Here is a 26,398-nt window from a genome sequence, read left to right on the forward strand (position 1 = left end):
AACATGTTAGATATCACCCAATTCGATCAGATTAATCCACCTGCCCGCCTGTTGATGGGGCCGGGGCCGATCAACGCGGATCCGCGCGTACTGCGCGCCATGTCGAGCCAGTTGATTGGTCAGTACGATCCGGCGATGACCGGTTACATGAATCAGGTGATGGAGCTGTATCGCGCATTGTTCCGCACCAAAAACCGCTGGACGATGTTGGTGGACGGCACTTCTCGCTCCGGTATAGAAGCCATGCTGGTCTCCGCCATTCGTCCTGGTGACAAGGTGCTGGTGCCGGTATTCGGTCGTTTTGGCCATCTGTTGTGTGAGATCGCTCGCCGCTGTCGCGCCGAAGTACACAGCATTGAGGTGCCCTGGGGCGAAGTATTCAGTGCCGACCAGATTGAAGACGCGATCAAGAAGGTGCGTCCGCGCCTGCTGTTGACGGTGCAAGGCGACACCTCTACCACCATGTTGCAGCCGCTGGAGCAATTGGGGGATATCTGTCGCCGCCACGGCGTGCTGTTTTACACCGATGCCACTGCCTCCTTTGGCGGTAACCCGCTGGAAACCGACGCCTGGGGACTGGATGCGGTCTCCGCCGGTCTGCAGAAATGCCTGGGCGGCCCATCGGGCAGTTCGCCGGTCACGCTCAGCCCGCAGTTTGAAGAGATTGTTCGCCGCCGTAAATGCGTGGAGCAGGGCATACGCACCCTCGATCACGCTGATGGCGAGGACGAGATGATCTACTCCAACTACTTCGATCTCGGCATGATCATGGATTACTGGGGCCCGGAGCGCCTGAACCACCATACCGAAGCCACCAGCATGCTGTTTGCCGCGCGCGAGTGCGCCAGGGTGATCCTGGAAGAAGGGCTGGATAACACCATCGCCCGTCATAAGCTGCACGGCGCGGCCATGCTGGCTGGCATTCAGGGCATGGGGCTGGAAGTCTTCGGCAGCCTTGATAACCGAATGAATAACGTGCTTGGCGTAGTGATCCCGCAGCAGGTTCATGGCGAGCAGGTACGCCAGATGATGCTGAACGACTTCGCCATTGAGATCGGCACCTCGTTCGGCCCGCTGCAGGGAAAAATCTGGCGCATTGGCACCATGGGCTATAACGCACGTAAAGACTGCGTGCTGCAGACTCTGACTGCACTGGAAGCGGTGCTGAACCGGCTGGGTTTCGCCAGTAAACAGGGCGAAGCGCTGCAGGCGGCATGGAATACCTACGACGACGGCAGCCGTTGATGGCCGCGCTATTAACCGCCCTGGAGGCGGAGCAGGCCGCGGCACGGGTGATGGCCCGCTGCGATGCGCTGGCGGCGATCAGCGCCACGCCGGGCCAGTTGACGCGGGTCTACCTGTCGCCGGAGCATCAGCGAGCCAACCAGTTGGTCGGTGACTGGATGCGCACTATCGGCATGGAGGTTTGGCAGGACAGCGTCGGCAACCTCTGTGGCCGCTATGAAGGCCAAACGCCCAATGCCCCTGCACTGCTGCTCGGTTCGCATCTGGATACGGTACGTAACGCCGGGTGCTATGACGGTATGCTCGGCGTGTTAACCGCGCTGGAAGTGGTCGCGCATTTGCATCGACAGCAGCGACGTTTGCCGGTGGCGGTGGAGGTGATTGGCTTTGCCGATGAAGAGGGCACACGTTTTAGTATCGCTCTGCTCGGCAGCCGGGGTATTACCGGCCGATGGCCGGCCGACTGGCTGCAACGCACCGATGCCGACGGCATCAGCGTAGCACAGGCGTTACGTGAGTTTGGGCTGGATCCGGCAGCCGTCGGTGAGGCGCGGCGAGCACCCGGTGATATTTGTGGCTATCTGGAATTGCATATTGAACAGGGGCCGTGCCTGGAGGCCGCCGATCTGGCTTTGGGCGTGGTGACGGCGATCAATGGTGCCCGTCGGCTTAACTGTACCTTTACGGGCCAGGCTGGGCATGCCGGTACCGTGCCGATGGGGCAACGCAAAGACGCATTGGCGGCGGCAGCGGAATGGATGGTGGCGGTAGAGACGATCACCTCGGCCGCCGATCGGCACCTGGTGGCTACCGTCGGCCGGATTGAAAGCCTGCCGGGAGCGGTGAATGTGATCCCCGGTGAGGTCAGGTTGTCACTGGACGTGCGTGGGCCGGAAGATGGCCCGCTGGCTGCGTTGCTGACGCAGTTGCTGGAACAGGCGCAGGCGATCTGTACCCGTCGGGGGCTGCGTTTTGACAGTGAAGAGTTTTACCGCATAAATGCAACGGCTTGTGATGCAAATTTGCAACAACGCTGGCAGCAGAGCGTGATGGCGGTTCAGGGGCGCAGTATGGCGCTGCCGAGCGGGGCCGGGCACGATGCTATTGCCGTAGCGGCCTGTTGGCCGGTGGGGATGCTGTTTGTCCGCTGCGATCGCGGCATTAGCCACCACCCGGCCGAAGCCGTCAGCCAGTCCGATGTGGCGTTGGCGATCCAGGCTTACTGCCATACGGTTGGTAGTTGGGAGGATGGCTGATGAGTCTGCAGCGATTTAATCAGTTACCGGAGGCGGAAGCTGAACGCTTACTGCGGCCCTGCGTAGATATTGCGTCCTGGATTGCGGCGGTGGTGGTGGCGCGGCCCTTCAGCAGCATCGACGCCGCGCTGGCGGTGGCCTGGCAAGCGGCATTGTGCTGGCAGCAGGAAGAGGTCAGCCAGGCACTGGCGCAGCATCCGCGTATCGGCGAACGTGCCAAAGGCCAGGGGCAAGAGGCGCAGTTTTCGCAGCGTGAACAAGCGGCGGTCAACGCGCAGGATGCAGAGCTGACCGAAGCGCTGCGGGTCGGCAATCGACGTTATGAACAGCAATTTGGTCAGGTGTTTTTGATCCGTGCCGCCGGTCGTGACGGCCAGAGCATTCTGCGCGAGTTGCAAAGGCGATTGAGCAACAGTGTGGAACAGGAACAGCAGGAAACAGCCGAACAACTGCGTGAAATCACCATGCTGCGTTTTAAGGAGTTACTGAGCGATGAGTAATATCAGTACCCATATTCTGGACACCTCACTTGGTAAACCCGCTGCGGGTGTACGGGTGTGGCTGGAACATCAACAGGACGGGCAGTGGCGAACCCTGACGGAAAGCCTGACCGATGCTGACGGCCGCGCGCGTGATCTAACTTCTGACAGTCTGACCGCTGGGCATTACCGTCTGTCTGCCGATCTCGGCGCTTACTTTACCGCCGATCGGCGTGAAACGCTGTATGCCACGGCAATTATCGATTTCGTCATCCAGGATGCGGCGCAGCATTACCATTTACCGCTGCTCATCAGCCCGTATTCCTATTCGACCTACCGGGGCAGTTAAACGCCCTTAGCGGTTAACCCGCATTGACGAGGTACTTATGGCTCTGTCTCAGGATAAGGGGGCGGTTTCGTGCTGCCCGGAAGATGAAAAATTGCCGCTGGCAAAGACCTTCGCCTACGGTTTACAGCATATTCTGACCATGTACGGTGGGATTATCGCGCCGCCGTTGATCATCGGTTCGGCCGCAGGGTTAAGTGCGCCGCAGATTGGCATGTTGGTGACGGCAGCACTGTTTGTCAGTGGGCTGGCGACGTTGCTGCAAACCCTTGGTATACCCGGCTTCGGTTCGCGACTGCCGCTGGTACAAGGCGTTTCCTTTGCCGGGGTTGCGACCATGGTGACGATTGCCACCGGTGATGGCGGGCTACCGGCGGTGTTCGGCGCGGTGATTGCTGCTTCGCTGGTCGGGCTGTTGATCGCGCCATTCTTTTCGCAAATTATCCGTTTCTTTCCGCCAGTGGTGACCGGCACCGTAGTAACGGTGATCGGGCTGTCGCTGATGCCGGTGGCGGTGCGTTGGGCCATGGGTGGCAACGCCAAGGCGGCAGACTGGGGATCGACCGGGAATATTGGCCTGGCAGCATTCACGCTGGTGGTGATTTTGTTACTCAATAAAGTGGGTTCTCTGGCGCTGAAACGACTGTCGGTATTGCTGGCGATGGTGATTGGCTGCGTGGCGGCGGTTCTGGTAGGTAACGTGAGCTTTGCCGCCGTCGGCAACGGGCCATGGTTGGCCTTCCCCGAGCCATTTGCCTATGGTTGGCCGACCTTCGAACTGAGTGCGATTATCTCCATGCTATTAATAGTGCTGGTGTTGCTGACGGAAACTACCGCTGGACTGATGGCGGTCGGCGAGATTGTCGGTTCACCGGTGAACGCACGCCGTATCGCCAACGGTTTGCGTGCCGATATGCTGTCGAGCGCGTTGTCACCGGTATTCAACTCGTTCCCGCAAAGCTCGTTTGCCCAAAATATCGGGCTGGTGGCGATCACCGGCGTGAAGAGTCGTTTTGTGGTCAGTGCCGGTGGGGGAATTTTGGTGCTGCTGGGGGTTCTGCCGGTGCTGGGGCGGCTGGTAGCCTGTATTCCGTTGCCGGTACTGGGTGGTGCCGGTGTGGTGTTGTTCGGCTCGGTGGCGGCCAGTGGCATACGTACTCTGGCGAAAGTGGATTATAAGGACAATATGAATCTGGTGGTGGTAGCGACGGCAATTGCCTTTGGCATGATCCCGATAGTGATGCCGAGTTTTTATGATCAGTTCCCAGGCTGGGTACGTACTTTATTGCATTCCGGTATCAGCGCTTCTTGTTTGGTGGCGTTGTTGCTGAACCTGCTGTTTAACCCTATTGATGTTACACAAGACAATACGGCGGGAGAGGAGGTTTCCTGAAATGACGGGCGCAGAGAACCGCGCCCGAGAATATCAATCGTGGCGCAGGAAACTGTCGGCATCACGCCAGGCCGGGAAGGCGCTGCGGTAGCTTTGCAGGTTTTCCAGCGACAGTTCGGCGTCCAGCCGCGCGGCGGCACCGGGTTCGAGCTGGGCCAGTGTTTCCCCCTGCGGACTGAGGATCAGGCTGTCGCCGCTGTAGTTCAGGCCGTTACCGTCTTCGCCGACGCGGTTACAACCGGCCACATACACCTGATTCTCGATAGCGCGTGCCGCCAATAGCGTTTGCCAGTGTTTACTGCGCGGGGCCGGCCAGTTGGCGACGTACAGCGCCAGATCGTAATCCTGCTGATAGCGTGACCACACCGGAAAGCGCAGGTCGTAACAGATTTGCGGTAGAATACGCCAGCCACGCCATTCGAAAATTTCACGTTTTTTGCCTGCCTGATAGTGCAGGTGCTCGCCGGCCATGCGGAACAGGTGGCGCTTGTCATAGGCATGCACCCGGCCGTTCGGCTCCACCAGCAGGAAACGGTTAACCGCGCCTTCGGTGGTTTTCAGTGCCACGCTGCCGCCGACCAGAGCGTTACTTTTGCTCGCCCAACCGTGCAGCCAGTCGACGACCTGTTGCTCCGGTAGTGCGCTTTCCCCGGCATCCATGGCAAAACCGGTGGTAAACATCTCCGGCAGTACAATCAAATCGCGGCCGCTTAAGGGCGCCAACAGCTCATCAAAATGCCGCAGGTTGGCTTCGCCATCACGCCAAACCAGGGGTTGCTGCAACAGGGTAATTTTTAAAGTCGACATAACCGCTCCGCAGCTGCATCCAGCGTGGCATCCTGTTTAGCGAAGCACAGCCGGATCAATTTATGAGGGAAAGGATCGGCACAGAAGACCGACAGCGGGATCGCCGCCACGCCTACGTGCTCGGTTAACCAATGACAGAACGCCACGTCGTCCAAATCGGAGACGGCGCTGTAATCTGCCAGTAAGAAGTATGTCCCCTCGCAGGGCAAAATTTCCAGTCGACTGCTGGACAGCGCCTGCACAAAACGGTCGCGCTTGGCACGATAAAATGCCGATAGCTGCTGCCAGTGTTCCGGCTCGCTGCGCAGCATATCCGCCAGCGCCAACTGGGCCGGGGTGTTGACCGAGAAGGTCAGGTACTGATGCACCTTGCGAACTTCCGCGCTCAGCGCTGCCGGTGCTACACAGTAACCCACTTTCCAGCCGGTCATGTGGAAGGTCTTGCCAAAAGAGGACACCGCAATAGCGCGTTGGCGCAGTTGCGGGTGGGCCAATACGCTGGTGTGGCCGCCCCTGGCGAAACAGATGTGTTCGTATACTTCATCACTCAGAACGTAGATTTCGCGATCGCTAATGGCGTGCCACAGCTGCTGCATATCTTCCGCTTGCCAGGCAGTAGCAGAAGGATTGTGCGGTGTGTTGAGGATCACCAGCCGGGTGCGTGGTGACAGCACTTGAGCAAACTGTTGCCAGTCGACGTTGAACGCCGGGGGCTGCAACGCAATGCGTTTTAGCGTGCCGCCGGATAAGGTCACCGCCGGTGCATAGCTATCGTAGCTGGGATCAAAGCAGACAACTTCATCACCCGAGCGCACCAGCGCGCTAATGGCGGCGAACAGTGCCTCGGTGGCACCTGCCGTGATGGTAACTTCGTTAGTGGCGTCCGGTAGCCAGCCGTACAGAGCAGCGGTTTTCTCGGCGATGGCTTCGCGCAGTGGGGCAACGCCGGTCATCGGTGCATATTGGTTCGCACCCTGGCTGACATGCCAGGCCAGACGTTCTTTCAGGTAGTCTGGGCCATCGAAATCGGGGAAGCCCTGCGACAGGTTGATTGCCTGATGCTGTGCCGCCAGCGCACTCATCTGGGTGAAAATAGTGGTGCCCAGCGCGGGTAGTTTACTTTCGGGAATCAGTGCTGAAGTGCTCATCGTAGGCTAATACTCCTGGCGCTTATGTTGCCGTCAATATAACACGATGTTAGTATTTGGCAATCAAGACGCTTAGATGGCTAAATGAAGAAAAAGTCTTACCCTTAATCAAATCATTCTAGGCATCATTTGCTTATAACCTACAGGTCAAAAAATGTTAATGACTGAAAATCAGCAACTTAAAGCGTTATTGTCGGCCTGTCACTGGATTGGTGAAAAGGGCTGGTGCCCGGCAACCGGCGGCAATATGTCGCTGCGTCTCGATGATCAACATTGTCTGGTCACCGAATCCGGCAAGGATAAGGGCAGCCTGACCGAAACTGACTTCCTGCTGGTGGAAACCGCCAGCAACCATGTGCCGAGCGGCCGCACGCCATCGGCAGAAACTGGTCTGCATACCCTTATTTACCGTTTGTACCCGCAGATTGGCGCGGTGCTGCATACGCATTCGGTGAATGCGACCGTACTGTCGCGGGTTGAACGCGGCGATGGGCTGGTATTGCAGGGCTATGAGATGCAAAAATCACTCGGTGGACAGACTACGCATCTGGACAGCGTGGTGATCCCGATTTTCGATAACGATCAGGACATCCCGCGATTAGCGGCACGGGTGGCCGCCCATGCTGAAGCCACGCCGTTGCAGTACGGCTTTCTGGTGCGTGGCCACGGTCTGTATTGCTGGGGCCGTCAGGTCGCGGAAGCTCGTCGTCATCTTGAAGGGCTGGAATTCCTGTTCCAGTGCGAACTGCAACGCCGTTTACTGGAGGCAAAATGATCCGCGCCATCGTTACCGACATTGAAGGCACCACCAGCGATATCCGTTTCGTTCATCAGGTGCTGTTCCCCTACGCACGTGAACGCCTTGCCACATTTCTCCGTCTTCACGCTGAAGATGCCGAAGTCGCTGCGCCACTAACTACCTTACGCCAGGAGCTTGACCAGCCGCAGGCGGATATTGAGCAACTGATTGCCGCGCTGTACCGCTTTATGGACGAAGACCGCAAATCCACCGCGCTGAAGGCGCTGCAAGGTATTATCTGGCGCAGTGGTTATCAGAACGGCGATTTTCGCGGGCATTTGTACCCCGAGGTGGCCGGGCAGTTGGCCGCCTGGCAGCAGCAGGGGCTGAGGCTGTACGTCTATTCTTCTGGCTCGATAGAGGCGCAAAAGCTGCTGTTCGGCTACAGCGATGCCGGGGATCTGCAGCCGTTGTTCAACGGTTATTTCGATACTCACGTCGGTGCCAAACGTGAAACCGCTTCGTACCTTAATATCGCCGGTAACATTGGTATCGCCCCTGATGAACTTTTATTTCTTTCCGACATTCATCAAGAGCTGGACGCCGCGCGTGCTGCTGGTTGGCATACCTGCCAACTGATCCGCGATGAAGCCGATAGCCAAAGCAAGCATCCGCAGGTTAACCGTTTTGATCACATCGATTTAGGGGAGTTTGCCTCATGAGTGGATTGACGATTTTCAGCGATAAAGAGCCGCAGCAGCCGCTGTGGCAGAGCCGCGATGCCGAAGCTATTCAGCAGCAACTGGCACAAATCGGCGTGCGTTTTGAACGCTGGCAGGCCGATCGTGAACTGGGTGACAACCCGGAACCGGCGGCGGTGATCGCCGCCTATCAGCATCAGATCGACCGGCTGGTGGCGGAGAAGGGCTACCAAAGCTGGGATGTGATCAGCATGCGTCCGGATAATGCTCAGCGCGAAGTGTTGCGCAGCAAGTTTTTATCCGAGCATACCCACGGAGAAGATGAAGTGCGTTTCTTTGTCGAGGGGGCCGGGCTATTTTGCCTGCATCTGGAGGGCAAGATCTTCCAGATCCTGTGTGAGAAGAACGATCTGATCTCGGTGCCGGCCAATACCCGCCATTGGTTCGATATGGGCTCAGCACCGAATTTCACTGCCATCCGCGTGTTCGATAACCCGGAAGGCTGGGTGGCGCATTTCACCGGCGATAACATCGCCGATGCCTATCCGCGTCTCGACTGAGCGCTATAACGCGGGCGTTAGCCCAACGACCGTTGGAAAATCCCTTCATTGACCTGTTGTGGCGTGATCACGCCACTGTCGAAGACCCAACCGCTAATCAATGTCGCCGGTGTCACGTCAAACGCCGGGTTATAAACCGGGGCATCGACGGGTGCCCACTGGCATGAGCCAAAGCTGCCGGTGACACCGGTTACTTCAGCTACGGCCCGTTGCTCAATCGGGATGGCTGCCCCGTTCGGGCAGTGTGGATCGTGAGTAGTGTGCGGCGCGGCGACGTAGAATGGAATGCGGTGATAGTGCGCCAGTACCGCCAGGCTATAGGTGCCAATCTTGTTGGCGACGTCACCGTTGGCAGCGATGCGATCGGCCCCCACCCATACGGCATCTACCTGGCCTTGCGCCATCAGGCTGGCTGCCATGGAATCACATATCAGCCGGTAGGGAATACCCAGTTCACCCAGCTCCCACGCGGTCAGCCGGCCACCCTGCAATAGCGGACGCGTTTCATCGACCCACACCTGCTGTACCTTGCCCTGCTGATGAGCACGCAACACTACGCCGATAGCGGTACCGATACCGGCGGTAGCCAGGCCCCCGGTATTGCAGTGGGTCAGCAGGCGGCTGCCGGGTTTCACCAGCTTGGCACCGTGATCGGCAATGCGATCGCACAATTTTCGGTCTTCTTCCACCAGCCGCAGCGCTTCTTCCACCATCGCAGCTACCCATTGTGGCTGTGCCAATGCCAGCTTCATGCGATCCAGATTATTCATCAGGTTGACTGCCGTCGGCCGTGAGGCACGCAGAGTGATTAGTGCCTGCTCCAGTTCCTTACGCGGCAAGCCGCGCTCTGCCAGCAGGGCTAATAACAGACTGGCGGACAGACCGATCAGCGGTGCACCCCGTACACGCAGGGTAAGGATATGATCGACCAATTCTTCCACACTGTCGCAGCTGCGCCACTGTTTTTCCTGCGGCAAAGCCTGCTGGTCGAGGATCCAAAGTCGGTTGTCACTCAAGGTCAAACTGGTGGTGTTAAGCGCTTGCATCGGCGGTTAATTCCTTGTTGCGTAGTTATTGCATCTGGAAAGCTATTCTGCCAACATGACTTCCGGATGTATAGACGTCCAAATGCTTTTACGTCTAAAAATTATAATCGCTAGGTCAGTGAGAAAGATTAAAGGGGTTGGGGATGTCACATTATCGTACGTTTACTGCTGCTGATGCCGTTGAGTATGCCCGTCAATATGGGAAGTTGGCCGAGCCACAGGTGCTGGTAAGCGCTGACGAGATTGGTGACGGCAATTTGAATCTGGTGTTCAAGATCCGCGATCATGACGGCGTTAGTCGGGTGATCGTAAAGCAGGCGCTGCCGTATGTACGTTGCGTGGGCGAATCCTGGCCGCTAACGCTTGATCGGGCGCGTATTGAAGCGGAAACCCTGTTGATTCACGGCGGTTTTTGCCCAAGGCATACGGTAAAGGTCCTCCATCACGATGCCGAATTGGCGGTGATGGTGCAGGAAGATCTTTCTGATCACCACATCTGGCGCAGCGAATTGGTCAAGGGTCACTATTACCCGCTGGCTGCTGGGCAACTGGCAGAATATTTGGCGCAAACCCTGTTTCATACCTCCGATTTTTATCAGACGGCCCAGCAGAAAAAAGCGGAGGTCAGCCGCTTTAGCAACCCAGAGCTGTGCCAGATCACCGAAGATCTGTTCTTTACCGATCCCTATATCGACCATGAGCGCAATCAGTTCGAACCAGTGTTATTACCGCAGGTGCTTGAGCTGCGTAACGATGCAGCGCTGAAACTGGCGGTCGCCGGGCTGAAGCATCGCTTCCTGAGCAAGGCGGAAGCGCTGTTGCATGGGGACATTCATAGCGGTTCGGTTTTTGTTACAGATGGCAAGTTGAAGGCGATCGACGCCGAGTTCGGCTTCTATGGCCCGATCGGTTTTGACGTCGGCACCGCGCTGGGTAATTTGTTATTGAACTACTGCGGTCTACCGGGCCTGTTAGGGCCGCGCGACGCGGCTGCCGGGCGTGAGCAACGTCTGCAGGATGTGCGCGAACTGTGGTTGATTTTCGCCGATCGCTTCCTGGCATTATGCCACCAACAGACCCGCGAAGCGGCACTGGCGGTGCCGGGTTATGCCGAACAATTCCTGCAGCAGGTGTGGGCGGATACGGTAGGTTACTGTGGCAGCGAACTGATTCGCCGTACTATTGGTCTGGCACACGTGGCCGATCTGGACAGCATCAGTGACGCCGAAATGCGTGCCGAATGTCAGCGCCACGCATTGAGCCTCGGCCGAGCGCTGATCGTCAACGCTCCGCAGATCGAACATATCGATGCACTGCTGGCGCGTATTCGCCAAAACGGCTAGCAGCCTGACGGATACGGCGAGGAAGGGTGCTCATGGATCTGTCGTAACAACCAACAGGCGGGGCGAACCCCGCCGTTGGGTTGCCTTATCCTTCGGTTTCGTAAGCCAAAATGGCGGCAACCTCCGTGTCTCCCAGTGTGATGCGCAGTTCACATAGCGAACCGCGGGTGATCCACATCAGCGCTATCAGCGTTATGCAGATAATCATCAGCCTCAGAACGACCCGTTCTTGCTGTATTTTTGACCTCCTTATCCTTGCCTTGCGGCGGGGAAGAGGCTAACCTGACGTTGCTAAGCGTTCAGAGTGGCCTCGGGTTGATAATATCGACTCGGGGCCTTTCTCTTTCTATCCGTTACCAAGACTCCGGACAGAAAGATCCAGAGCACCCACCGGCAGTCTATCCGATAATCCCCAGGGTTAAATTAGCCGTTCTTATAAGGTTGCGGAGCGCTACGCAATTTTAAGCAGAAATAGAAAAGGGGCGATGATTATCGCCCCTCGGTAAGTCAGTTTATTGCAGTTACGCGGCTTCGGTGTGTTTCAGGCGTTTATCCTGCTTGAGCGACTTTTCCGGCTTACTGGCCGCCAGCGCATCCGGCTCGAAGTCATCCACGTTGATGGAACGCAGACGGCTTTCTTCGGCTTTCACCAGGATCTTCGCCTCATCGGCGTTGATCTTGCCTTCTTCCAGCGCACGTTGTGCCAGACGATCCAGTCGGGTGAATGGCAGGTTCTTGCCGGCCGCCTTGCACAGACGGTCGTGAATCGGTTCGGCGGCGATTACGTCAGCCAGTGCGGCTTCCAGCAGGCCAACCGGGTTATGCTCGCTGGGTGTCAGATACTGGCCACGGCCCAGACGGCTACGGGTAGCAGACGGCTGTTGGAGGATCTTGGCCAATTGGTGATCCAGACGGTCAGACGGTGCGGTATGGACACGGCCTAACGGGAAGACGACCAGGCGCATCACTCCGGCGATAAAGCGGTTCGGGAAGTTGCGCAGCAGGTCATCGAGCGCCTGTTCGGCCTGATGCAGGCTGTCCTGTACGGTCCAATGTACCAGCGGCAAATCTTCTTTCTGACGGCCTTCATCTTCAAAACGTTTCAGTGCCGCGGAAGCCAGGTACATTTGGCTGAGAATATCCCCCAGACGGGCGGAGATACGCTCACGGCGCTTGAGGCTACCACCCAGTACGCCCATGGAAACGTCTGACAACAGCGCCAGGTTAGCGCTCAGGCGGTTCAACTGCTGGTAGTAACGACGAGTCGCGTCTTTGGTTGGTGTGCTGCTGGTGCGACCGTTAGTCAGGCCCAGCCAGAAACTGCGCACCTTGTTGCTGCCCACGTGGCCCAGATGGCCGAACAGCAATTTGTCGTAGGCGTTCAGGTCGTTCTTCTGTGCTGCAGCCATTTCGTCCAGCACGTAAGGATGGCAGCGGATAGCTCCCTGACCGAAGATCATCATGGTACGAGTCAGGATATTGGCGCCTTCTACTGTGATGGCGATAGGCGCGCCCTGATAGGCACGGGCCAGGAAGTTGGATTTACCCAGCATGATGCCTTTACCGCCGGCGATATCCATTGCATCAATGATTGCCTGTTGGCCGCGATGGGTACAGTGGTATTTCACGATGGCCGACAGTACAGCCGGTTTCTCGCCCAGCATCAGGCCGCTGGTGATAAGCGTAGCTGCAGCGTCCATCACATAGGTGTTACCGGCGATACGCGCCAGTGGCTCTTCGATACCTTCCATCTTGCCGATCGACAGCTTGAACTGGCGGCGGATATGGGCGTATGCCCCAATCCCCAGCGCCATGGACTTCACGCTACCGGTCGAGTTGGAAGGCAGGGTGATGCCACGACCCACCGACAGACACTCAACCAACATACGCCAGCCCTGACCGGCCATTTTTGGCCCGCCGATGATGTAATCAATAGGCACGAACACGTCATTGCCGCGAGTCGGGCCGTTTTGGAACGGCACGTTCAGCGGGAAGTGGCGGTTACCGATTTCAACACCCGGCGTGCTGGTTGGGATCAGCGCACAGGTGATGCCCGGCGATTCGTTATCGCCAAGCAGGTGATTCGGGTCATACAATTTGAACGCCAGGCCCAGCACGGTCGCAACCGGCGCCAGCGTGATATAGCGTTTGTTCCAGGTCAGGCGCATGCCCAGTACCTGTTCGCCTTGCCACTCGCCCATGCAGACGGTGCCGACGTCCGGAATGGCTCCGGCATCGGAACCGGCTTCCGGGCTGGTCAGGGCGAAACAAGGGATCTCGTCGCCGCGCGCCAGGCCTGGCAGGTAATGGTTTTTCTGTTCGTCAGTACCGTAATGCTGCAGAAGTTCGCCCGGGCCAAGGGAGTTTGGCACGCCGACGGTGATGGCCAGAATGCCGGAGACGCCGGACAGTTTTTGCAGCACGCGCGCCTGAGCATAAGGAGAAAAGTCCAGGCCGCCGTATTCTTTCTTGATGATCATCGCGAAGAAGCGATGTTCTTTCAGGTACGCCCACAGTTCCGGGGGCAAATCGGCCAGCTCGTGGGTGATTTGGAAGTCGTTGGCCATGCGGCAGGCTTCTTCCACCGGGCCGTCGATGAACGCCTGTTCTTCGGCGCTCAACTGCGGTTTCGGGTAGTTATGCAGCTTGTTCCAGTCCGGTGTACCGCGGAACAGATCGCCTTCCCACCAGGTGGTCCCGGCTTCGATCGCTTCCTTTTCGGTGGTGGACATTGGCGGCATTACCTTGCGGAATGCGCGTAGTGCCGGGGCAGACAACATTGAACGGCGTAATGACGTGACGTTTAACGGCAGCAGGATAATCGCCAGCGGCAGCAGCACCCAGAAGCTCCACAGGCCGATAGCACCCATGGCGGCGGTGTATGCCAGAAGAATAAGGCTACTGAGGGTGAGGTTCACTCGGTGATAAAACACCACACCAATGAGTGCCAGCAAAACAACAATACTAAGAACCATCATAAGAAGCTCCAAAGTGGCAAGAGGTCTGACCTGTTGTGTGTATGTAATAGGTTTTAGTACAACCCCATATTTTTATCAATGCATTTACAGTTTAATTACAACTTAAGTCACAAACTGACCGCATCAATCATCAAAAACCTCATCGCTGCCTCAACCGGGCTGCTGTTTGACTGACAATGCTTCTCGGTTTTTCCCCGATCCGTTACACTGCGGGGCGGAAGATTGACGATAACAAGAGGTTCCTCATGTACCACGACCTTATTCGCAGTGAACTGAACGAAGCGGCCGATACCCTGGCGAAATTTATCAATGACGATGCCAATATTGACGCGATCCAACGCGCAGCCGTGCTGCTGGCTGATTCCTTTAAAGCCGGCGGGAAAGTCATCTCTTGCGGTAACGGTGGTTCCCACTGTGACGCGATGCACTTTGCCGAAGAGCTGACTGGCCGCTACCGTGAAAACCGTCCGGGTTATCCGGCGATTGCCATTTCCGACGTTAGCCACCTGTCTTGCGTCAGCAACGACTTTGGTTACGAGTATGTGTTTTCACGCTATGTGGAAGCGGTAGGTCGTGAAGGCGATGTATTGCTCGGCATTTCCACCTCGGGTAATTCCGGCAACATTATTAAAGCCATCGAAGCGGCGCGCGCCAAAGGGATGAAAGTGATTACTCTGACCGGCAAAGACGGCGGCAAAATGGCCGGTTCTGCCGATGTGGAAATCCGCGTACCGCACTTCGGTTACGCCGACCGCATTCAGGAAATTCATATCAAAGCGATCCACATCTTGATTCAGCTGATTGAAAAAGAGATGGTTAAGGCTTAATGGCTTTAGGGGGCGTTAAGCCCCCGCTAATCATGTATAGCGCGAGTGGTTAAGGAGTGGCAATCGATGTGTGAACTGCTCGGGATGAGCGCAAACGTACCGACCGATATTTGCTTTAGCTTTACCGGGCTGGTTCAGCGCGGTGGCCGTACCGGGCCACATAAAGATGGTTGGGGCATTACCTTCTACGAAGGGAACGGTTGCCGCACGTTTAAGGATCCCCAGCCGAGTTTTGACTCGCCGATTGCCCGTCTGGTGCAGGAATACCCGATCAAATCCTGTGCGGTGGTTTCGCATATCCGCCAGGCCAATCGCGGTGAAGTGGCGCTGGAAAATACCCATCCCTTCACCCGTGAATTGTGGGGCCGTAACTGGACCTACGCGCACAATGGCCAGTTGAAAGGCTACCGTCAGTTGGAAACCGGCACTTTCCGTCCGGTTGGGCAGACTGACAGCGAATACGCTTTCTGCTGGTTGCTGCATCAACTTTCCCTGAAATACCCGCGCACCCCGAGCCGTTGGCCTGCGGTTTTCCGGTATATCGCTTTGCTGGCGGATCAACTGCGTCAGAAGGGGGTATTCAATATGTTGCTGTCGGATGGGCGCTTCGTGATGGCTTATTGCTCGACCAACCTGTACTGGATCACGCGTCGCGCGCCGTTTGGCAAAGCCACGCTGCTCGATCAGGACGTAGAGATTGATTTTCAGCAGCAGACCACACCTAACGATGTGGTCACGGTAATGGCTACCCAGCCGCTGACGGCGAACGAAACCTGGCACAAGATTGCGCCAGGTGAATTCGCACTATTTCACTTCGGTGAGCGGCTTGGTCTGAGCGAAGGGATTGGTACTGACAACGGGAGCCGTGGTTGACGCGTACTGCGTCATCTGGCTGCTGCTCAGCACGGGTTGACCCAACACGTACTGGCCATTGGCTACGCTGACCATCGGCGGCTGGTGGTTTTTGACGAAGTAGTCATAGCCCGGCTTCAACTGGCGCCAGAAGGCGATATAGCTGGAGGAGCTGTGGCGTTTCAGGTTCTTGTCGGTCATGCGGAACGGATAGATGCTGATATCAATCCGACTCTGGCCGTGAGCAAACGCGGCTTCGACGTAGCGATAAATCTCATCCATATAGGCGTTGGTCATTGCATAACACCCAATAGATTTACATTCACCGTGGATCATCAGATAAGCACCGGAATAACCCTGTGATTTATCGTAATCATTCGGGAAGCCGATATTGATGGCACGATAATACTTGCTGTCGGGTTTCAGATGGCGCGCGTCGACGCTATAAAAGCCTTCTGGACTCTTAAAGTCACCTTCACGGCGTTTCGGGCCGAGGCCGCCGGAAAAATTACAGATTTGGAAAGAGTTCACTAGACGGAATTCGTTGCCCATTTTGGCATACAATTCCAGCGTGCGTTCCTCTTTGAAGATCTGAATATAAACCGGTGAACCCACTAATTGCTGCTTAACTACCGGAAGCTCGGGAACCTGCTCGCTGGCGCTGCAGGCCGTGATCATCGGCATAGAAAAAAGCATCGCAAACAACAACGCGATTTTGCTCATTATTATTCCTGCTTATATTTATCTGCTGGCTCAATGCACTTGGCCAACATGCCACTGATTATTGTTTTACGCTCTTAAAACACCGTCAGATTACCAGTGTGTTCTTTTTTAGCAATATGTGTTGTGTATAAAAAAACTACTAACCTCGATAAAAGTGAATCGACAGGCAGATTTTAACGATTAGTGGGGCGAAACAGCCGAAATTTAATTGTGTTTGCTTGACTCAGGTCACTGCCTGACGCAGAAAAATGTTGTGGAAAATGTTAATATTCCACCTCGAATTAGCGCGCAAAAAATGGACGCGGGAGTTAATCAACGGAATGTACACTACCCCATTTTGTCAGTGCGAAATATTTCACGTTGAGCGTGATGCCGTTGCGCTCAACCCAGAGGCTACCGAAGCGGCCTCATCATCCAGGCATCGTCAGCACCAGCCTCTGGGGCCGGTAAGACGTGTGAAACTAACCAACATCGTATAAATCCTATGATTAAAATCAGAAAAGGGTTAGATCTGCCAATTGCCGGAGCCCCGGCTCAGGCGATTCAGGACGGCCCAATCATTCAGCATGTCGCCCTGCTTGGGGAAGATTACGTCGGAATGCGCCCGTCTATGCTGGTGCAGGAAGGCGAGAACGTTAAGAAAGGCCAGGTGCTGTTCGAAGATAAAAAGACCCCCGGGGTTTTCTTCACCGCTCCTGCCAGCGGCCGCATTCTTTCGATCAACCGCGGTGAACGGCGAGTCTTGCAGTCGGTGGTCATCGCCGTTGAAAACGGCGGCGATGAACAACTTGAGTTTGCTCATTATCCGGTTGCCGAACTGGCCATGCTGCCGCGGGAACAGGTCGAAAGCGAATTACTCGCCAGTGGCCTGTGGACTGCGCTGCGTACCCGCCCATTCAGCAAAACGCCGGCACCGGGCACCACTCCACGTGCCATCTTCGTTACCGCGATGGACAGCCAGCCTCTGGCTGCCGATCCGCAGGTGATCATCGCCGAGCAGTTGGCGGCGTTCAACGCCGGGCTGGCGGTATTGGCCCGCATGACCGACGGCAAGGTGCACGTTTGCCACGCCGCTGGCGTGAACCTGGGCAAACAGCCCGATGCCCAGGTGGTCTATAACGAATTTGCCGGCCCACATCCAGCAGGCCTGGTAGGCACTCATATTCATTTCCTCGAGCCGGTCAGTTTGAAAAAAACCGTCTGGCATATCGGCTATCAGGATGTGATCGCCATCGGCACCTTGTTTACCACCGGCAAGCTCGATACCCGCCGGGTGGTGGCACTGGCCGGGCCGCAGGTGGAACAGCCGGTATTGCTGCGCACCCGCTTGGGCGCCAGTATCGACGAACTGACCGCCGGGCGTCTGAAAGCCGGTGAGAACCGGGTGATTTCCGGTTCGGTGCTGAGCGGCACCCACGTTGACGGGCCGAACGCTTACCTCGGCCGTTTCCATTCGCTGGTTTCCGTACTGCAGGAAGGGCGCGATAAAGAGTTATTTGGTTGGATCGTGCCATCACCGAATAAATTTACCATCACCCGCACCACGCTGGGCCACTTCCTGAAGAACAAACTGTTTGCCTTCTCGACCACCACCAACGGCGGTGAGCGTGCAATGGTGCCGATTGGCAACTACGAGCGGGTGATGCCGCTGGATATCCTGCCGACCCTGCTGCTGCGCGATCTGCTGGCGGGTGACAGCGATAGCGCACAGGCGTTGGGCTGTCTGGAACTGGATGAGGAAGATCTGGCGCTGTGCACCTTCGTTTGCCCCGGCAAGTATGAATACGCTCCGGTGCTGCGCGATGTGCTGACCAAGATTGAGCAGGAAGGATAACCGATGGGCCTGAAGAACTTTTTTGAAAAAATCGAGCATCACTTCACACCGGGCGGCAAGCTGGAAAAGTGGTACCCGCTGTATGAAGCGACGAGCGCGGTGTTCTATACCCCTGGTTCGGTGACGCGCGGGGCTTCGCACGTACGTGATGCCATCGATCTGAAACGGATGATGATCCTGGTGTGGCTGGCGGTATTCCCGGCGATGTTCTGGGGGATGTACAACGTCGGCCAACAGGCCATTCCGGCATTGCACCACCTTTACAGTGGCGATCAACTGCAGCAGGTGCTGGCGGGGGATTGGCACTATCGGTTGGCGCAATGGTTGGGGGCCTCACTGGCGGCGGACGCGGGCTGGATCAGCAAAATGGTGCTGGGCGCCTGCTATTTCCTGCCGATTTACGCCGTGGTGTTCCTGGTCGGTGGTTTCTGGGAAGTGTTGTTCGCCGTCATTCGCAAGCATGAGGTTAACGAAGGCTTCTTCGTTACCTCAATCCTGTTTGCACTGATTGTGCCACCAACGCTGCCGCTGTGGCAGACCGCGTTGGGTATCACCTTTGGCGTAGTGGTGGCGAAAGAGATATTCGGTGGTACCGGACGCAACTTCCTCAACCCGGCTTTGGCGGGGCGAGCGTTCCTGTTCTTTGCTTATCCGGCACAGATTTCCGGTGACCTGGTGTGGACCTCCGCCGACGGTTTCTCCGGTGCGACGCCGCTGGCACAGTGGAGCGCGGGCGGGGCACATAGCCTGAGCAACGTGGCTACCGGCCATTCCATCAGTTGGATGGATGCGTTTCTCGGCAATATTCCCGGCTCGGTAGGTGAAGTCTCCACGCTGATGATCCTGCTCGGTGGGGCGATAATCCTGTTTGGCCGCGTAGCTTCCTGGCGCATTGTCGCCGGGGTGATGCTCGGCATGATGGCGACCGCCTTCCTGTTCAACAGTATCGGTTCAACCACCAACCCGCTGTTTGCCATGCCCTGGTACTGGCACCTGGTGTTGGGCGGTTTCGCCTTCGGTATGATCTTTATGGCTACCGATCCGGTTTCCGCCTCGTTCACCAACAAGGGGAAGTGGTGGTACGGCATTCTGATTGGCGTGATGTGCGTGCTGATCCGGGTGGTCAACCCGGCCTATCCGGAAGGCATGATGCTGGCGATCCTGTTCGCCAACCTGTTCGCGCCGCTGTTCGATTACCTGGTGGTGCAGGCCAACATCAAGCGGAGAAAAGCCCGTGGCGAATGAATCTAAAAACGACAGTATCGGTAAAACACTGCTGGTGGTACTGCTGCTGTGCCTGGTGTGTTCTGTGGTGGTGGCGGGTTCCGCCGTCGGCCTGAAGTCCAAACAGCAGGAACAGAAGCTGCTCGACAAACAGCGCAATATTCTCGACGTGGCCGGTTTGCTGCAGCCGAAAATGGAAGGCGAGCAGGTCAAGGCGCTGTTCACCCAACGTATCGAACCGCACCTGCTGGACTTGAACAGCGGTGAGTTTGTCACCGGCAAGGCGACGGCGTTTGATCTGGCTGCGGCGCTGCGTGATGACGCCAAAAGCGTAGCGCTACCGGCGGCTGACGATCCTGCCGGCATCAAGCGCCGCAGCAACCAGGCGGAAATCTACCTTGTGCGGGACGACAGCGGTGCGGTCAACAAAATCGTACTGCCGGTCTACGGTACCGGCCTGTGGTCGATGATGTACGCCTTTGTGGCGCTGGATAGCGACGGCAATACGGTGAAGGGCATCACTTACTACCAGCAGGGGGAAACTCCGGGGCTGGGCGGTGAGGTCGAAAATGCCAGCTGGCGCCAGCAGTGGATCGGTAAAAAGCTGTTTGATGACAGCGGCAAACCGGCGATCCGCGTGGTGAAAGGCGGGGCACGTCAGGGGGATGAACATGGGGTGGATGGCTTGTCCGGAGCCACGCTGACCTCCAACGGCGTGCAGCATACTTTTGACTTCTGGTTGGGCGAGCACGGCTTTGGCCCGTTCCTGCAAAAAGTTCGTGAAGGAGCGCTGAAAAATGGCTGATTCCAAAGAGATTAAACGGGTCCTTTTAGGACCGCTGTTCGACAACAACCCGATTGCTTTGCAGGTGCTGGGTGTCTGTTCCGCGCTGGCGGTGACCACCAAGCTGGAAACGGCGGTGGTGATGACCATCGCGGTGACGCTGGTTACTGCGTTCTCCAGCTTCTTTATTTCGCTGATCCGTCACCATATCCCGAACAGCGTGCGCATCATTGTGCAGATGGCGATTATCGCCTCGTTGGTGATTGTGGTCGATCAGTTGCTGCGCGCCTATGCGTTCGAGATCTCCAAGCAACTGTCGGTGTTTGTCGGCCTGATCATCACCAACTGTATCGTGATGGGGCGCGCCGAGGCGTACGCCATGAAGTCACCGCCGATCGAGAGCTTTATGGACGGTATCGGTAACGGCTTGGGCTACGGGGTGATCTTGGTGTTGGTCGGTTTCCTGCGTGAGCTGTTCGGTTCCGGCAAGCTGTTTGGCATTCCGGTATTGGAAACGGTGCAGAACGGCGGCTGGTATCAACCGAACGGCCTGTTCCTGCTGGCACCGAGCGCGTTCTTTATCATCGGCCTGCTGATTTGGGCGCTACGCACCCTGAAACCAGCGCAGATCGAAAAGGAGTAATGGCCGATGGAACATTATATCAGCCTGTTTGTACGCGCGGTGTTCGTTGAGAACATGGCGTTGGCGTTCTTCCTGGGGATGTGTACCTTCCTGGCGGTATCGAAGAAAGTATCGACTGCCTTTGGTTTGGGCATCGCGGTGACCTTGGTACTCGGGATCTCCGTGCCGGTGAACAACCTTGTCTACAACCTGGTCCTGCGCGACGGTGCGCTGGTGGAAGGCGTTGATCTGAGCTTCCTCAACTTCATTACCTTTATCGGCGTAATTGCGGCGCTGGTGCAGATTCTGGAGATGATCCTCGATCGCTTCTTCCCGTCGCTGTACAACGCACTCGGCATTTTCCTGCCGCTGATCACCGTGAACTGCGCCATCTTTGGCGGCGTCTCCTTCATGGTGCAACGTGACTACAACTTTGCCGAATCGGTGGTGTACGGCTTCGGCTCCGGCACCGGCTGGATGTTGGCGATTGTCGCAATGGCGGGGATCCGGGAAAAACTCAAGTATGCCAATGTCCCCGCAGGGTTGCGTGGCCTGGGCATTACCTTTATCACCACCGGGCTGATGGCGTTGGGCTTTATGTCCTTCTCCGGTGTTCAGTTGTAAAGGCGGGAAGAATTTATGGAAATTATTTTAGGTGTCGCGATGTTTACCGGCATCGTTATGGTGCTGGTGTTGCTTATCCTGTTTGCCAAATCCAAGCTGGTGAACACCGGTGACATTGCGGTGGAAGTAAACGGCGATTTGGACAAGAGCTTTACCGCTCCGGCGGGTGACAAGCTGCTGAATATGCTGTCCAGCCAGGGGATCTTCGTTTCGTCCGCCTGCGGCGGCGGTGGTTCTTGCGGCCAATGCCGGGTGGTGATCAAAGAGGGCGGTGGCGATATTCTGCCGACCGAACTGTCACACATCAACAAACGTGAAGCGAAAGAGGGCTGCCGCCTGGCTTGCCAGGTTAACGTGAAGCAGAACCTGAAAATCGAGCTGCCGGAAGAGATCTTTGGTGTGAAGAAGTGGGAATGCGAGGTTATCTCCAATGATAACAAAGCCACTTTTATCAAAGAGCTCAAGTTGAAAATCCCTGACGGGGAAGACGTGCCGTTCCGCGCCGGTGGTTTTATCCAGATCGAAGCGCCGGTACACGACATCAGCTATGCCGATTTTGACGTGCCGGACGAATACCGTGGTGACTGGGACAAGTTCAACCTGTTCCGTTACCGCTCGGTAGTGGATGAAACCACGGTGCGCGCCTACTCGATGGCCAACTATCCGGACGAAAAGGGCATTATTATGCTCAACGTGCGTATTGCCACGCCGCCGCCGCGCGATCCTGACGTGCCGCCGGGCATCATGTCCTCTTATATCTGGTCGTTAAAAGCCGGTGACAAGGTGACGATCTCCGGGCCGTTCGGCGAGTTCTTTGCCAAGGATACCGACGCGGAAATGATCTTCATCGGCGGCGGTGCCGGTATGGCACCGATGCGTTCGCACATCTTTGACCAGCTCAACCGCCTGAAGTCGAAGCGTAAAATCACCTTCTGGTACGGTGCGCGTTCACTGCGTGAAATGTTCTATGAGGACGATTTCAATCGGTTGCAGGAAGAGAACGAGAACTTCACCTGGCATGTAGCGCTCTCCGATCCGCAGCCTGAGGATAACTGGACGGGTTACACCGGCTTTATCCATAATGTTCTGTTAGAGAACTATCTGCGGAACCACCCGGCGCCGGAAGACTGCGAGTTTTACATGTGTGGTCCACCAATGATGAACGCTGCGGTGATCAAGATGCTGAAAGACCTGGGTGTCGAAGACGAAAATATCATGCTTGATGACTTTGGTGGCTAAATGCGCGCATGGGCAATGAAGGGGTTAATGACGACGGTGGCGCTCAGCGCCACCCTGTTATTGACCGGCTGCGGGCCGGAGCAGGTCAATCTCGATGGCAAAACCATGGGGACTTCTTATTCTGTCCGTTACGTCACCGGTGACGACACGCCGACTGCCGCCAAAATTCAGGCGGAGATCGACAAACGGCTGGAATTGGTGAATGACCAGATGTCCACCTACCGGCCAGGCTCTGAACTGAGCCGCTTCAACGCCAGCCGCGTGATAGATAAACCCTTCCCGGTATCGGCAGCGACCACCGAGGTGGTGCTGGAAGCACTGCGCATTAACCGCGTCACCGACGGCGCGCTGGACGTGACCGTCGGGCCGCTGGTTAATCTGTGGGGCTTCGGCCCGGAAGGGCGACTGGGCAAGGTGCCGAGCGCTGCCGAACTGGAGCGCCGCCGCGCCTGGACCGGTATCGACAAGCTGTCGGTGCAGGGCAACGCATTGGTAAAGAGCATCCCTGAGCTGTATGTCGATCTCTCTTCGATTGCCAAGGGCTACGGGGTGGATGTGATTGCCCAGTATCTGCAATCGCAGCAGATTAAGAACTACATGGTGGATATTGGCGGCGAAGTCCGTACTCGCGGCCACAATGGTGAGAAAAAACCGTGGCGTATCGCCATTGAACGGCCGACGGCCGGCATGGAGCAGAAGGCGCAACTGGTGATCCAGCCGGGCGAGATGTCGATCGCCACTTCGGGGGATTATCGCAACTACTTCGAACAGGGCGGCGTGCGTTATTCGCATACCATAGATCCGGTTACCGGCAAGCCGATCCATCACCATCTGGTATCGGTGACGGTGCTGAGCCCGACCTGTATGGCTGCCGACGGTCTGTCGACCGGGTTGAACGTATTGGGGCCGGAGCGTGGCATGGCGTTGGCGAACCTGATGGGGATCCCGGTGTTTATGATTGTGAAAACTGCCAAAGGTTTTGAAGAGCGCTACTCCGAGGCGTTCAAACCCTATTTGAACAAGAGCTAGTGAGGTCGCTATGTTGACAGTATTTGTCGCCAGCTTCGTGCTGTTTCTGCTGATTGTCGGCGGGATGTCGCTGGGTTACGTGTTCAAGCGTAAAAGCCTGCAGGGCAGCTGCGGCGGCATTACGGCGTTGGGGATGGATAAAGTCTGTGACTGTCCTGAACCCTGCGATGCGCGGAAAAAGCGTCTGGAAAAAGAGGCGTTGCGCCAGAAACAGTTGGAAAAACACCGGATCATCTGAATAACAGGGGCGCATGCAGCGCCCCTTAGGTTGCTGACAAAGCAGGAAAAAGCGTGGTTTTTCCTGCTTTGTGGTGAGCAGCCGAAAATCAATAAATTGATTTTCCTGATTTTTATTTATCGGCCTCTACTCGCTCTGGGCAGGAATGAGGTTTGTCATCAGTCTGAGGGGCGCATGCAGCGCCCCTTTTTTATCGGTTATTTTGCCTTAACAAAGCTCTTTGCTTCGGCCGGTGAGTTGACCATCACCCCGTCCACGCCTAACGCCACCGCCTGCTGGTATTCCGCCGGTGAGTTGATGCCGAACAGAATGATGTGCGCTGGCCCTTGTGAGCGGAAGCAGTCGATCGATTCTTTATCCCAGGTCAGAAACGCCTTGGAGCGCCCTTCACCCAGGGTAAATTTCTCCACCACTTCCACTTCACGCTTTAGTTCCAGCCCATACCAGCGCGGTTGCTGATGGCTTGGTTTCAGCTCACACAGGTGCGATAGGCTGATATTCGCCAGCAGGTCGCGGGTTTTATCGCGGGTTTCAAAACGCTTAATTGCCAGTGGCAGCGCTTGCAGATATTTGGTATCGGTGGAGTACACGCGGGTGCGGTTCAGGCTGTTGGTTTTTTCCAGCGTTGCCAGCAGGGCTTTGCCGAACTGGGCCGGGTCTGCGTCTGGGGATTTGATATCCAGATAGAAGTTAACCTTGGGGAAGGCATTGAGGATCTCATCCAAACGAGGAATGCCAATGCCTTTCCCCCGGAACGGGTAGGTTTCACCTTTGGTGAATGACCAACCGGCATCAACTTTCGCCAGTTGTGCAGCGGTAAAAGCGGAGACCAGCCCCTGCTGATTGGTTAGCGCTTTCAGATCGGAAGGGCGGTAAAGCACGATCACACCGTCTTTGGATTCCTGCAGAGTGATCCAGATGGCGTCAGCGCCATTTTTCAGCGCGGTTTCAATCGCGACGCGGGTATTTTCAGGAGCGTCGGCAGTACCACCACGGTGAGCGATAATGGCGGGAGCTGCGGTAGCGGCAAGGGATATCAGGGATAGGGCTGAAGCTAACAAATAGACCGATAATGATTTCATGTAGGGCACCATCCTGTGCGTAGAGTTATTGTTATCAGTAACAGCGGTGGTTAATTTGCCATAGCGTACTATTGAAAAATTACGCTTTTTTAACAAATCGAAGATAATTGGGTGAAAGCCTGTTTTCACCGAGTCGAGCCGGGGCTTGAGCTTTCCATTTTTGACTGTATACTTATACAGTACTATTGGAGGCGCGATGCGTAAAATCATTCATGTCGATATGGACTGCTTCTTCGCAGCGGTAGAAATGCGCGACGATCCCAGCCTGCGCGATATTCCGTTGGCGATCGGCGGCAGTGCCGACCGGCGTGGGGTGATCAGCACCGCCAACTATCCTGCACGTCGCTATGGCGTACACAGTGCGATGTCGACGGCGATGGCACTCAAGCTTTGCCCGCACCTTAAGCTGTTGCCCGGCCGTATGGCGGCGTATAAGGAAGCTTCGCAGCATATCCGCGAAATATTCGCCCGTTACACCCCATTGATTGAACCACTGTCGCTGGATGAAGCCTATCTGGACGTGACGGACTGCAGCCAGTGCAACGGCTCGGCGACGTTGATCGCCGAGCAAATCCGCCAGACTATCTCCGACGAACTCAACCTCACCGCTTCTGCCGGTATCGCGCCGATCAAGTTCCTCGCCAAAATTGCCTCAGAGCTGAATAAACCGAACGGACAATACGTCATCACCCCGGCACAGGTGCCAGGTTTTTTACAGCAGTTACCGCTGAGTAAAATCCCCGGCGTGGGCAAAGTGACCGCCAAACGGCTGGAGGAAGTGGGGCTGATCACCTGCGCCGATGTACAGCAGTATGACCTGGCGGCGCTGTTAAAGCGCTTCGGCAAATTTGGCCGGGTACTATGGGAGCGTTGTCAGGGGATCGATCTGCGTGAAGTTTCGCCAGAGCGGTTGCGTAAATCGGTGGGGGTGGAGCGCACGCTGGCGGAAGATATCCATAACTGGGAAGACTGCGAAGCGCTGATCGTCGACAAACTCTATCCCGAGCTGGAACTGCGGTTGCGTAAGGTGAAACCGGATCTGCACATCGCCCGGCAAGGGGTAAAACTGAAGTTTCAGGATTTCCAGCAAACGACGCAGGAACACGTTTGGCCGGTACTGAATAAAGACGATTTGATCAACGTGGCGCGGCAGGTATGGCGTGAGCGGCGTGAAGGTCGCGGGGTGCGACTGGTCGGGTTGCACGTGACGTTACTGGATCCGCAACTGGAGCGGCAACTGTTGCTACCCTGGGAATAACAAAGGCGCAAATATTTGTGC

27 protein-coding genes are annotated in these 26,398 nt (G+C 56.5%); 20 read left to right on the forward strand and 7 right to left on the reverse strand.

All coding sequences use genetic code 11. The features are described 5' to 3' along the window. Positions 1 to 3: 3 nt before the first annotated feature. Genes ACUTQ5_RS00245 through ACUTQ5_RS00265 form a run of 5 tightly spaced genes read left to right on the forward strand, consistent with a single transcriptional unit; the run spans position 4 to position 4,719 of the window. Positions 4 to 1,245, forward strand: coding sequence for a pyridoxal-phosphate-dependent aminotransferase family protein (locus ACUTQ5_RS00245; protein WP_445649608.1), 1,242 nt, complete (start codon positions 4 to 6; stop codon positions 1,243 to 1,245). Beyond that, on the forward strand, positions 1,245 to 2,501 hold the full coding sequence (gene hpxK, locus ACUTQ5_RS00250; RefSeq protein WP_445650233.1) for an allantoate amidohydrolase: 1,257 nt from the start codon (positions 1,245 to 1,247) through the stop codon (positions 2,499 to 2,501). Before ACUTQ5_RS00245 ends, hpxK begins: the two co-directional genes overlap by 1 nt. Then, a complete protein-coding gene (uraD, locus tag ACUTQ5_RS00255) occupies positions 2,501 to 3,001 on the forward strand; it encodes a 2-oxo-4-hydroxy-4-carboxy-5-ureidoimidazoline decarboxylase (RefSeq protein WP_445649609.1) in 501 nt (166 codons plus the stop codon). The genes hpxK and uraD overlap by 1 nt, the downstream gene beginning before the upstream one ends. Further along, the gene (gene uraH, locus ACUTQ5_RS00260; RefSeq protein ID WP_445649610.1) at positions 2,994 to 3,329 is read left to right on the forward strand and encodes a hydroxyisourate hydrolase; all 336 of its coding nucleotides are present in this window, start codon (positions 2,994 to 2,996) and stop codon (positions 3,327 to 3,329) included. The genes uraD and uraH overlap by 8 nt, the downstream gene beginning before the upstream one ends. Before the next feature lie 37 nt (positions 3,330 to 3,366). Beyond that, positions 3,367 to 4,719 (forward strand): nucleobase:cation symporter-2 family protein, encoded by a 1,353-nt coding sequence (locus ACUTQ5_RS00265; RefSeq protein ID WP_445649611.1) that lies wholly within the window; start codon positions 3,367 to 3,369, stop codon positions 4,717 to 4,719. A gap of 33 nt (positions 4,720 to 4,752) precedes the next feature. Here ACUTQ5_RS00265 and ACUTQ5_RS00270 read toward each other — a convergent pair whose 3' ends face one another. Next, positions 4,753 to 5,526 (reverse strand): amidohydrolase, encoded by a 774-nt coding sequence (locus ACUTQ5_RS00270; protein WP_445649612.1) that lies wholly within the window; start codon positions 5,524 to 5,526, stop codon positions 4,753 to 4,755. Next, the gene (locus tag ACUTQ5_RS00275; protein WP_445649613.1) at positions 5,514 to 6,674 is read right to left on the reverse strand and encodes a pyridoxal phosphate-dependent aminotransferase; all 1,161 of its coding nucleotides are present in this window, start codon (positions 6,672 to 6,674) and stop codon (positions 5,514 to 5,516) included. The genes ACUTQ5_RS00270 and ACUTQ5_RS00275 overlap by 13 nt, the downstream gene beginning before the upstream one ends. 160 nt (positions 6,675 to 6,834) lie before the next feature. Here ACUTQ5_RS00275 and ACUTQ5_RS00280 point away from each other — a divergent pair, with 160 nt between their 5' ends. Genes ACUTQ5_RS00280 through ACUTQ5_RS00290 form a run of 3 tightly spaced genes read left to right on the forward strand, consistent with a single transcriptional unit; the run spans position 6,835 to position 8,674 of the window. Then, positions 6,835 to 7,449 carry a methylthioribulose 1-phosphate dehydratase gene (locus ACUTQ5_RS00280; protein ID WP_135315276.1) on the forward strand — a complete coding sequence of 205 codons (615 nt, stop codon included), beginning with the start codon at positions 6,835 to 6,837 and terminating at the stop codon, positions 7,447 to 7,449. Further along, positions 7,446 to 8,135, forward strand: a complete 690-nt coding sequence (gene mtnC, locus ACUTQ5_RS00285) for an acireductone synthase (protein WP_445649614.1) — start codon at positions 7,446 to 7,448, stop codon at positions 8,133 to 8,135. The genes ACUTQ5_RS00280 and mtnC overlap by 4 nt, the downstream gene beginning before the upstream one ends. After that, entirely contained in the window at positions 8,132 to 8,674 is a 543-nt protein-coding gene (locus tag ACUTQ5_RS00290) for a 1,2-dihydroxy-3-keto-5-methylthiopentene dioxygenase (RefSeq protein ID WP_445649615.1), read from the forward strand. Before mtnC ends, ACUTQ5_RS00290 begins: the two co-directional genes overlap by 4 nt. 17 nt (positions 8,675 to 8,691) lie before the next feature. On the opposite strand, the gene mtnA is transcribed toward ACUTQ5_RS00290, so the two are convergent. Then, positions 8,692 to 9,720 (reverse strand): S-methyl-5-thioribose-1-phosphate isomerase, encoded by a 1,029-nt coding sequence (gene mtnA, locus ACUTQ5_RS00295; protein ID WP_445649616.1) that lies wholly within the window; start codon positions 9,718 to 9,720, stop codon positions 8,692 to 8,694. A 143-nt stretch (positions 9,721 to 9,863) separates the two neighbouring features. Here mtnA and mtnK point away from each other — a divergent pair, with 143 nt between their 5' ends. Next, entirely contained in the window at positions 9,864 to 11,063 is a 1,200-nt protein-coding gene (gene mtnK / locus ACUTQ5_RS00300; RefSeq protein WP_445649617.1) for an S-methyl-5-thioribose kinase, read from the forward strand. 85 nt (positions 11,064 to 11,148) lie between these two features. Here mtnK and ACUTQ5_RS00305 read toward each other — a convergent pair whose 3' ends face one another. Continuing rightward, positions 11,149 to 11,301: a Hok/Gef family protein gene (locus ACUTQ5_RS00305; protein ID WP_012005392.1), complete on the reverse strand. Its 153-nt coding sequence runs from the start codon at positions 11,299 to 11,301 to the stop codon at positions 11,149 to 11,151. 283 nt (positions 11,302 to 11,584) lie between these two features. Next, positions 11,585 to 14,041: an acyl-CoA dehydrogenase FadE gene (gene fadE, locus ACUTQ5_RS00310; RefSeq protein ID WP_445649618.1), complete on the reverse strand. Its 2,457-nt coding sequence runs from the start codon at positions 14,039 to 14,041 to the stop codon at positions 11,585 to 11,587. A gap of 245 nt (positions 14,042 to 14,286) precedes the next feature. Here fadE and lpcA point away from each other — a divergent pair, with 245 nt between their 5' ends. Both lpcA and ACUTQ5_RS00320 read left to right on the forward strand, forming a co-directional pair. After that, positions 14,287 to 14,868, forward strand: coding sequence for a D-sedoheptulose 7-phosphate isomerase (gene lpcA / locus ACUTQ5_RS00315; protein ID WP_004949058.1), 582 nt, complete (start codon positions 14,287 to 14,289; stop codon positions 14,866 to 14,868). Positions 14,869 to 14,934: 66 nt separating this feature from the next. Beyond that, positions 14,935 to 15,741, forward strand: coding sequence for a class II glutamine amidotransferase (locus ACUTQ5_RS00320; RefSeq protein ID WP_445649619.1), 807 nt, complete (start codon positions 14,935 to 14,937; stop codon positions 15,739 to 15,741). Here the strand turns inward: ACUTQ5_RS00320 and dpaA are convergent. Then, on the reverse strand, positions 15,673 to 16,443 hold the full coding sequence (gene dpaA, locus ACUTQ5_RS00325) for a peptidoglycan meso-diaminopimelic acid protein amidase (RefSeq protein WP_445649620.1): 771 nt from the start codon (positions 16,441 to 16,443) through the stop codon (positions 15,673 to 15,675). The two genes, ACUTQ5_RS00320 and dpaA, sit on opposite strands and share 69 nt — an antisense overlap. A gap of 484 nt (positions 16,444 to 16,927) precedes the next feature. Here dpaA and ACUTQ5_RS00330 point away from each other — a divergent pair, with 484 nt between their 5' ends. From ACUTQ5_RS00330 to nqrM, 8 genes are read left to right on the forward strand one after another with little or no spacing between them, the layout of a single operon-like run. Beyond that, positions 16,928 to 18,277, forward strand: a complete 1,350-nt coding sequence (locus ACUTQ5_RS00330) for a Na(+)-translocating NADH-quinone reductase subunit A (RefSeq protein WP_445649621.1) — start codon at positions 16,928 to 16,930, stop codon at positions 18,275 to 18,277. 3 nt (positions 18,278 to 18,280) lie between these two features. Beyond that, positions 18,281 to 19,522 (forward strand): NADH:ubiquinone reductase (Na(+)-transporting) subunit B, encoded by a 1,242-nt coding sequence (locus ACUTQ5_RS00335; RefSeq protein ID WP_445649622.1) that lies wholly within the window; start codon positions 18,281 to 18,283, stop codon positions 19,520 to 19,522. Continuing rightward, complete coding sequence (locus ACUTQ5_RS00340; protein WP_445649623.1) at positions 19,512 to 20,306, forward strand: Na(+)-translocating NADH-quinone reductase subunit C; 795 nt, start codon at positions 19,512 to 19,514, stop codon at positions 20,304 to 20,306. Before ACUTQ5_RS00335 ends, ACUTQ5_RS00340 begins: the two co-directional genes overlap by 11 nt. Further along, positions 20,299 to 20,928 carry an NADH:ubiquinone reductase (Na(+)-transporting) subunit D gene (locus tag ACUTQ5_RS00345; protein ID WP_020825369.1) on the forward strand — a complete coding sequence of 210 codons (630 nt, stop codon included), beginning with the start codon at positions 20,299 to 20,301 and terminating at the stop codon, positions 20,926 to 20,928. Before ACUTQ5_RS00340 ends, ACUTQ5_RS00345 begins: the two co-directional genes overlap by 8 nt. 6 nt (positions 20,929 to 20,934) lie before the next feature. Beyond that, complete coding sequence (nqrE, locus tag ACUTQ5_RS00350; protein ID WP_445649624.1) at positions 20,935 to 21,531, forward strand: NADH:ubiquinone reductase (Na(+)-transporting) subunit E; 597 nt, start codon at positions 20,935 to 20,937, stop codon at positions 21,529 to 21,531. Between the two features lie 15 nt (positions 21,532 to 21,546). Continuing rightward, complete coding sequence (nqrF, locus tag ACUTQ5_RS00355) at positions 21,547 to 22,770, forward strand: NADH:ubiquinone reductase (Na(+)-transporting) subunit F (protein WP_445649625.1); 1,224 nt, start codon at positions 21,547 to 21,549, stop codon at positions 22,768 to 22,770. Then, positions 22,771 to 23,799 (forward strand): FAD:protein FMN transferase, encoded by a 1,029-nt coding sequence (locus ACUTQ5_RS00360; RefSeq protein ID WP_445649626.1) that lies wholly within the window; start codon positions 22,771 to 22,773, stop codon positions 23,797 to 23,799. It begins immediately after the preceding gene. A 10-nt stretch (positions 23,800 to 23,809) separates the two neighbouring features. Next, positions 23,810 to 24,037: a (Na+)-NQR maturation NqrM gene (gene nqrM, locus ACUTQ5_RS00365; RefSeq protein WP_174353412.1), complete on the forward strand. Its 228-nt coding sequence runs from the start codon at positions 23,810 to 23,812 to the stop codon at positions 24,035 to 24,037. A 197-nt stretch (positions 24,038 to 24,234) separates the two neighbouring features. On the opposite strand, the gene ACUTQ5_RS00370 is transcribed toward nqrM, so the two are convergent. Then, the gene (locus ACUTQ5_RS00370; RefSeq protein WP_445649627.1) at positions 24,235 to 25,119 is read right to left on the reverse strand and encodes a glycerophosphodiester phosphodiesterase family protein; all 885 of its coding nucleotides are present in this window, start codon (positions 25,117 to 25,119) and stop codon (positions 24,235 to 24,237) included. Positions 25,120 to 25,315: 196 nt separating this feature from the next. Between ACUTQ5_RS00370 and dinB the strand changes: the two genes are divergently transcribed. Continuing rightward, the gene (gene dinB / locus ACUTQ5_RS00375; protein ID WP_445649628.1) at positions 25,316 to 26,377 is read left to right on the forward strand and encodes a DNA polymerase IV; all 1,062 of its coding nucleotides are present in this window, start codon (positions 25,316 to 25,318) and stop codon (positions 26,375 to 26,377) included. Positions 26,378 to 26,398 lie beyond the last annotated feature (21 nt).

Source organism: Serratia sp. NA_112.1 (assembly GCF_052691715.1).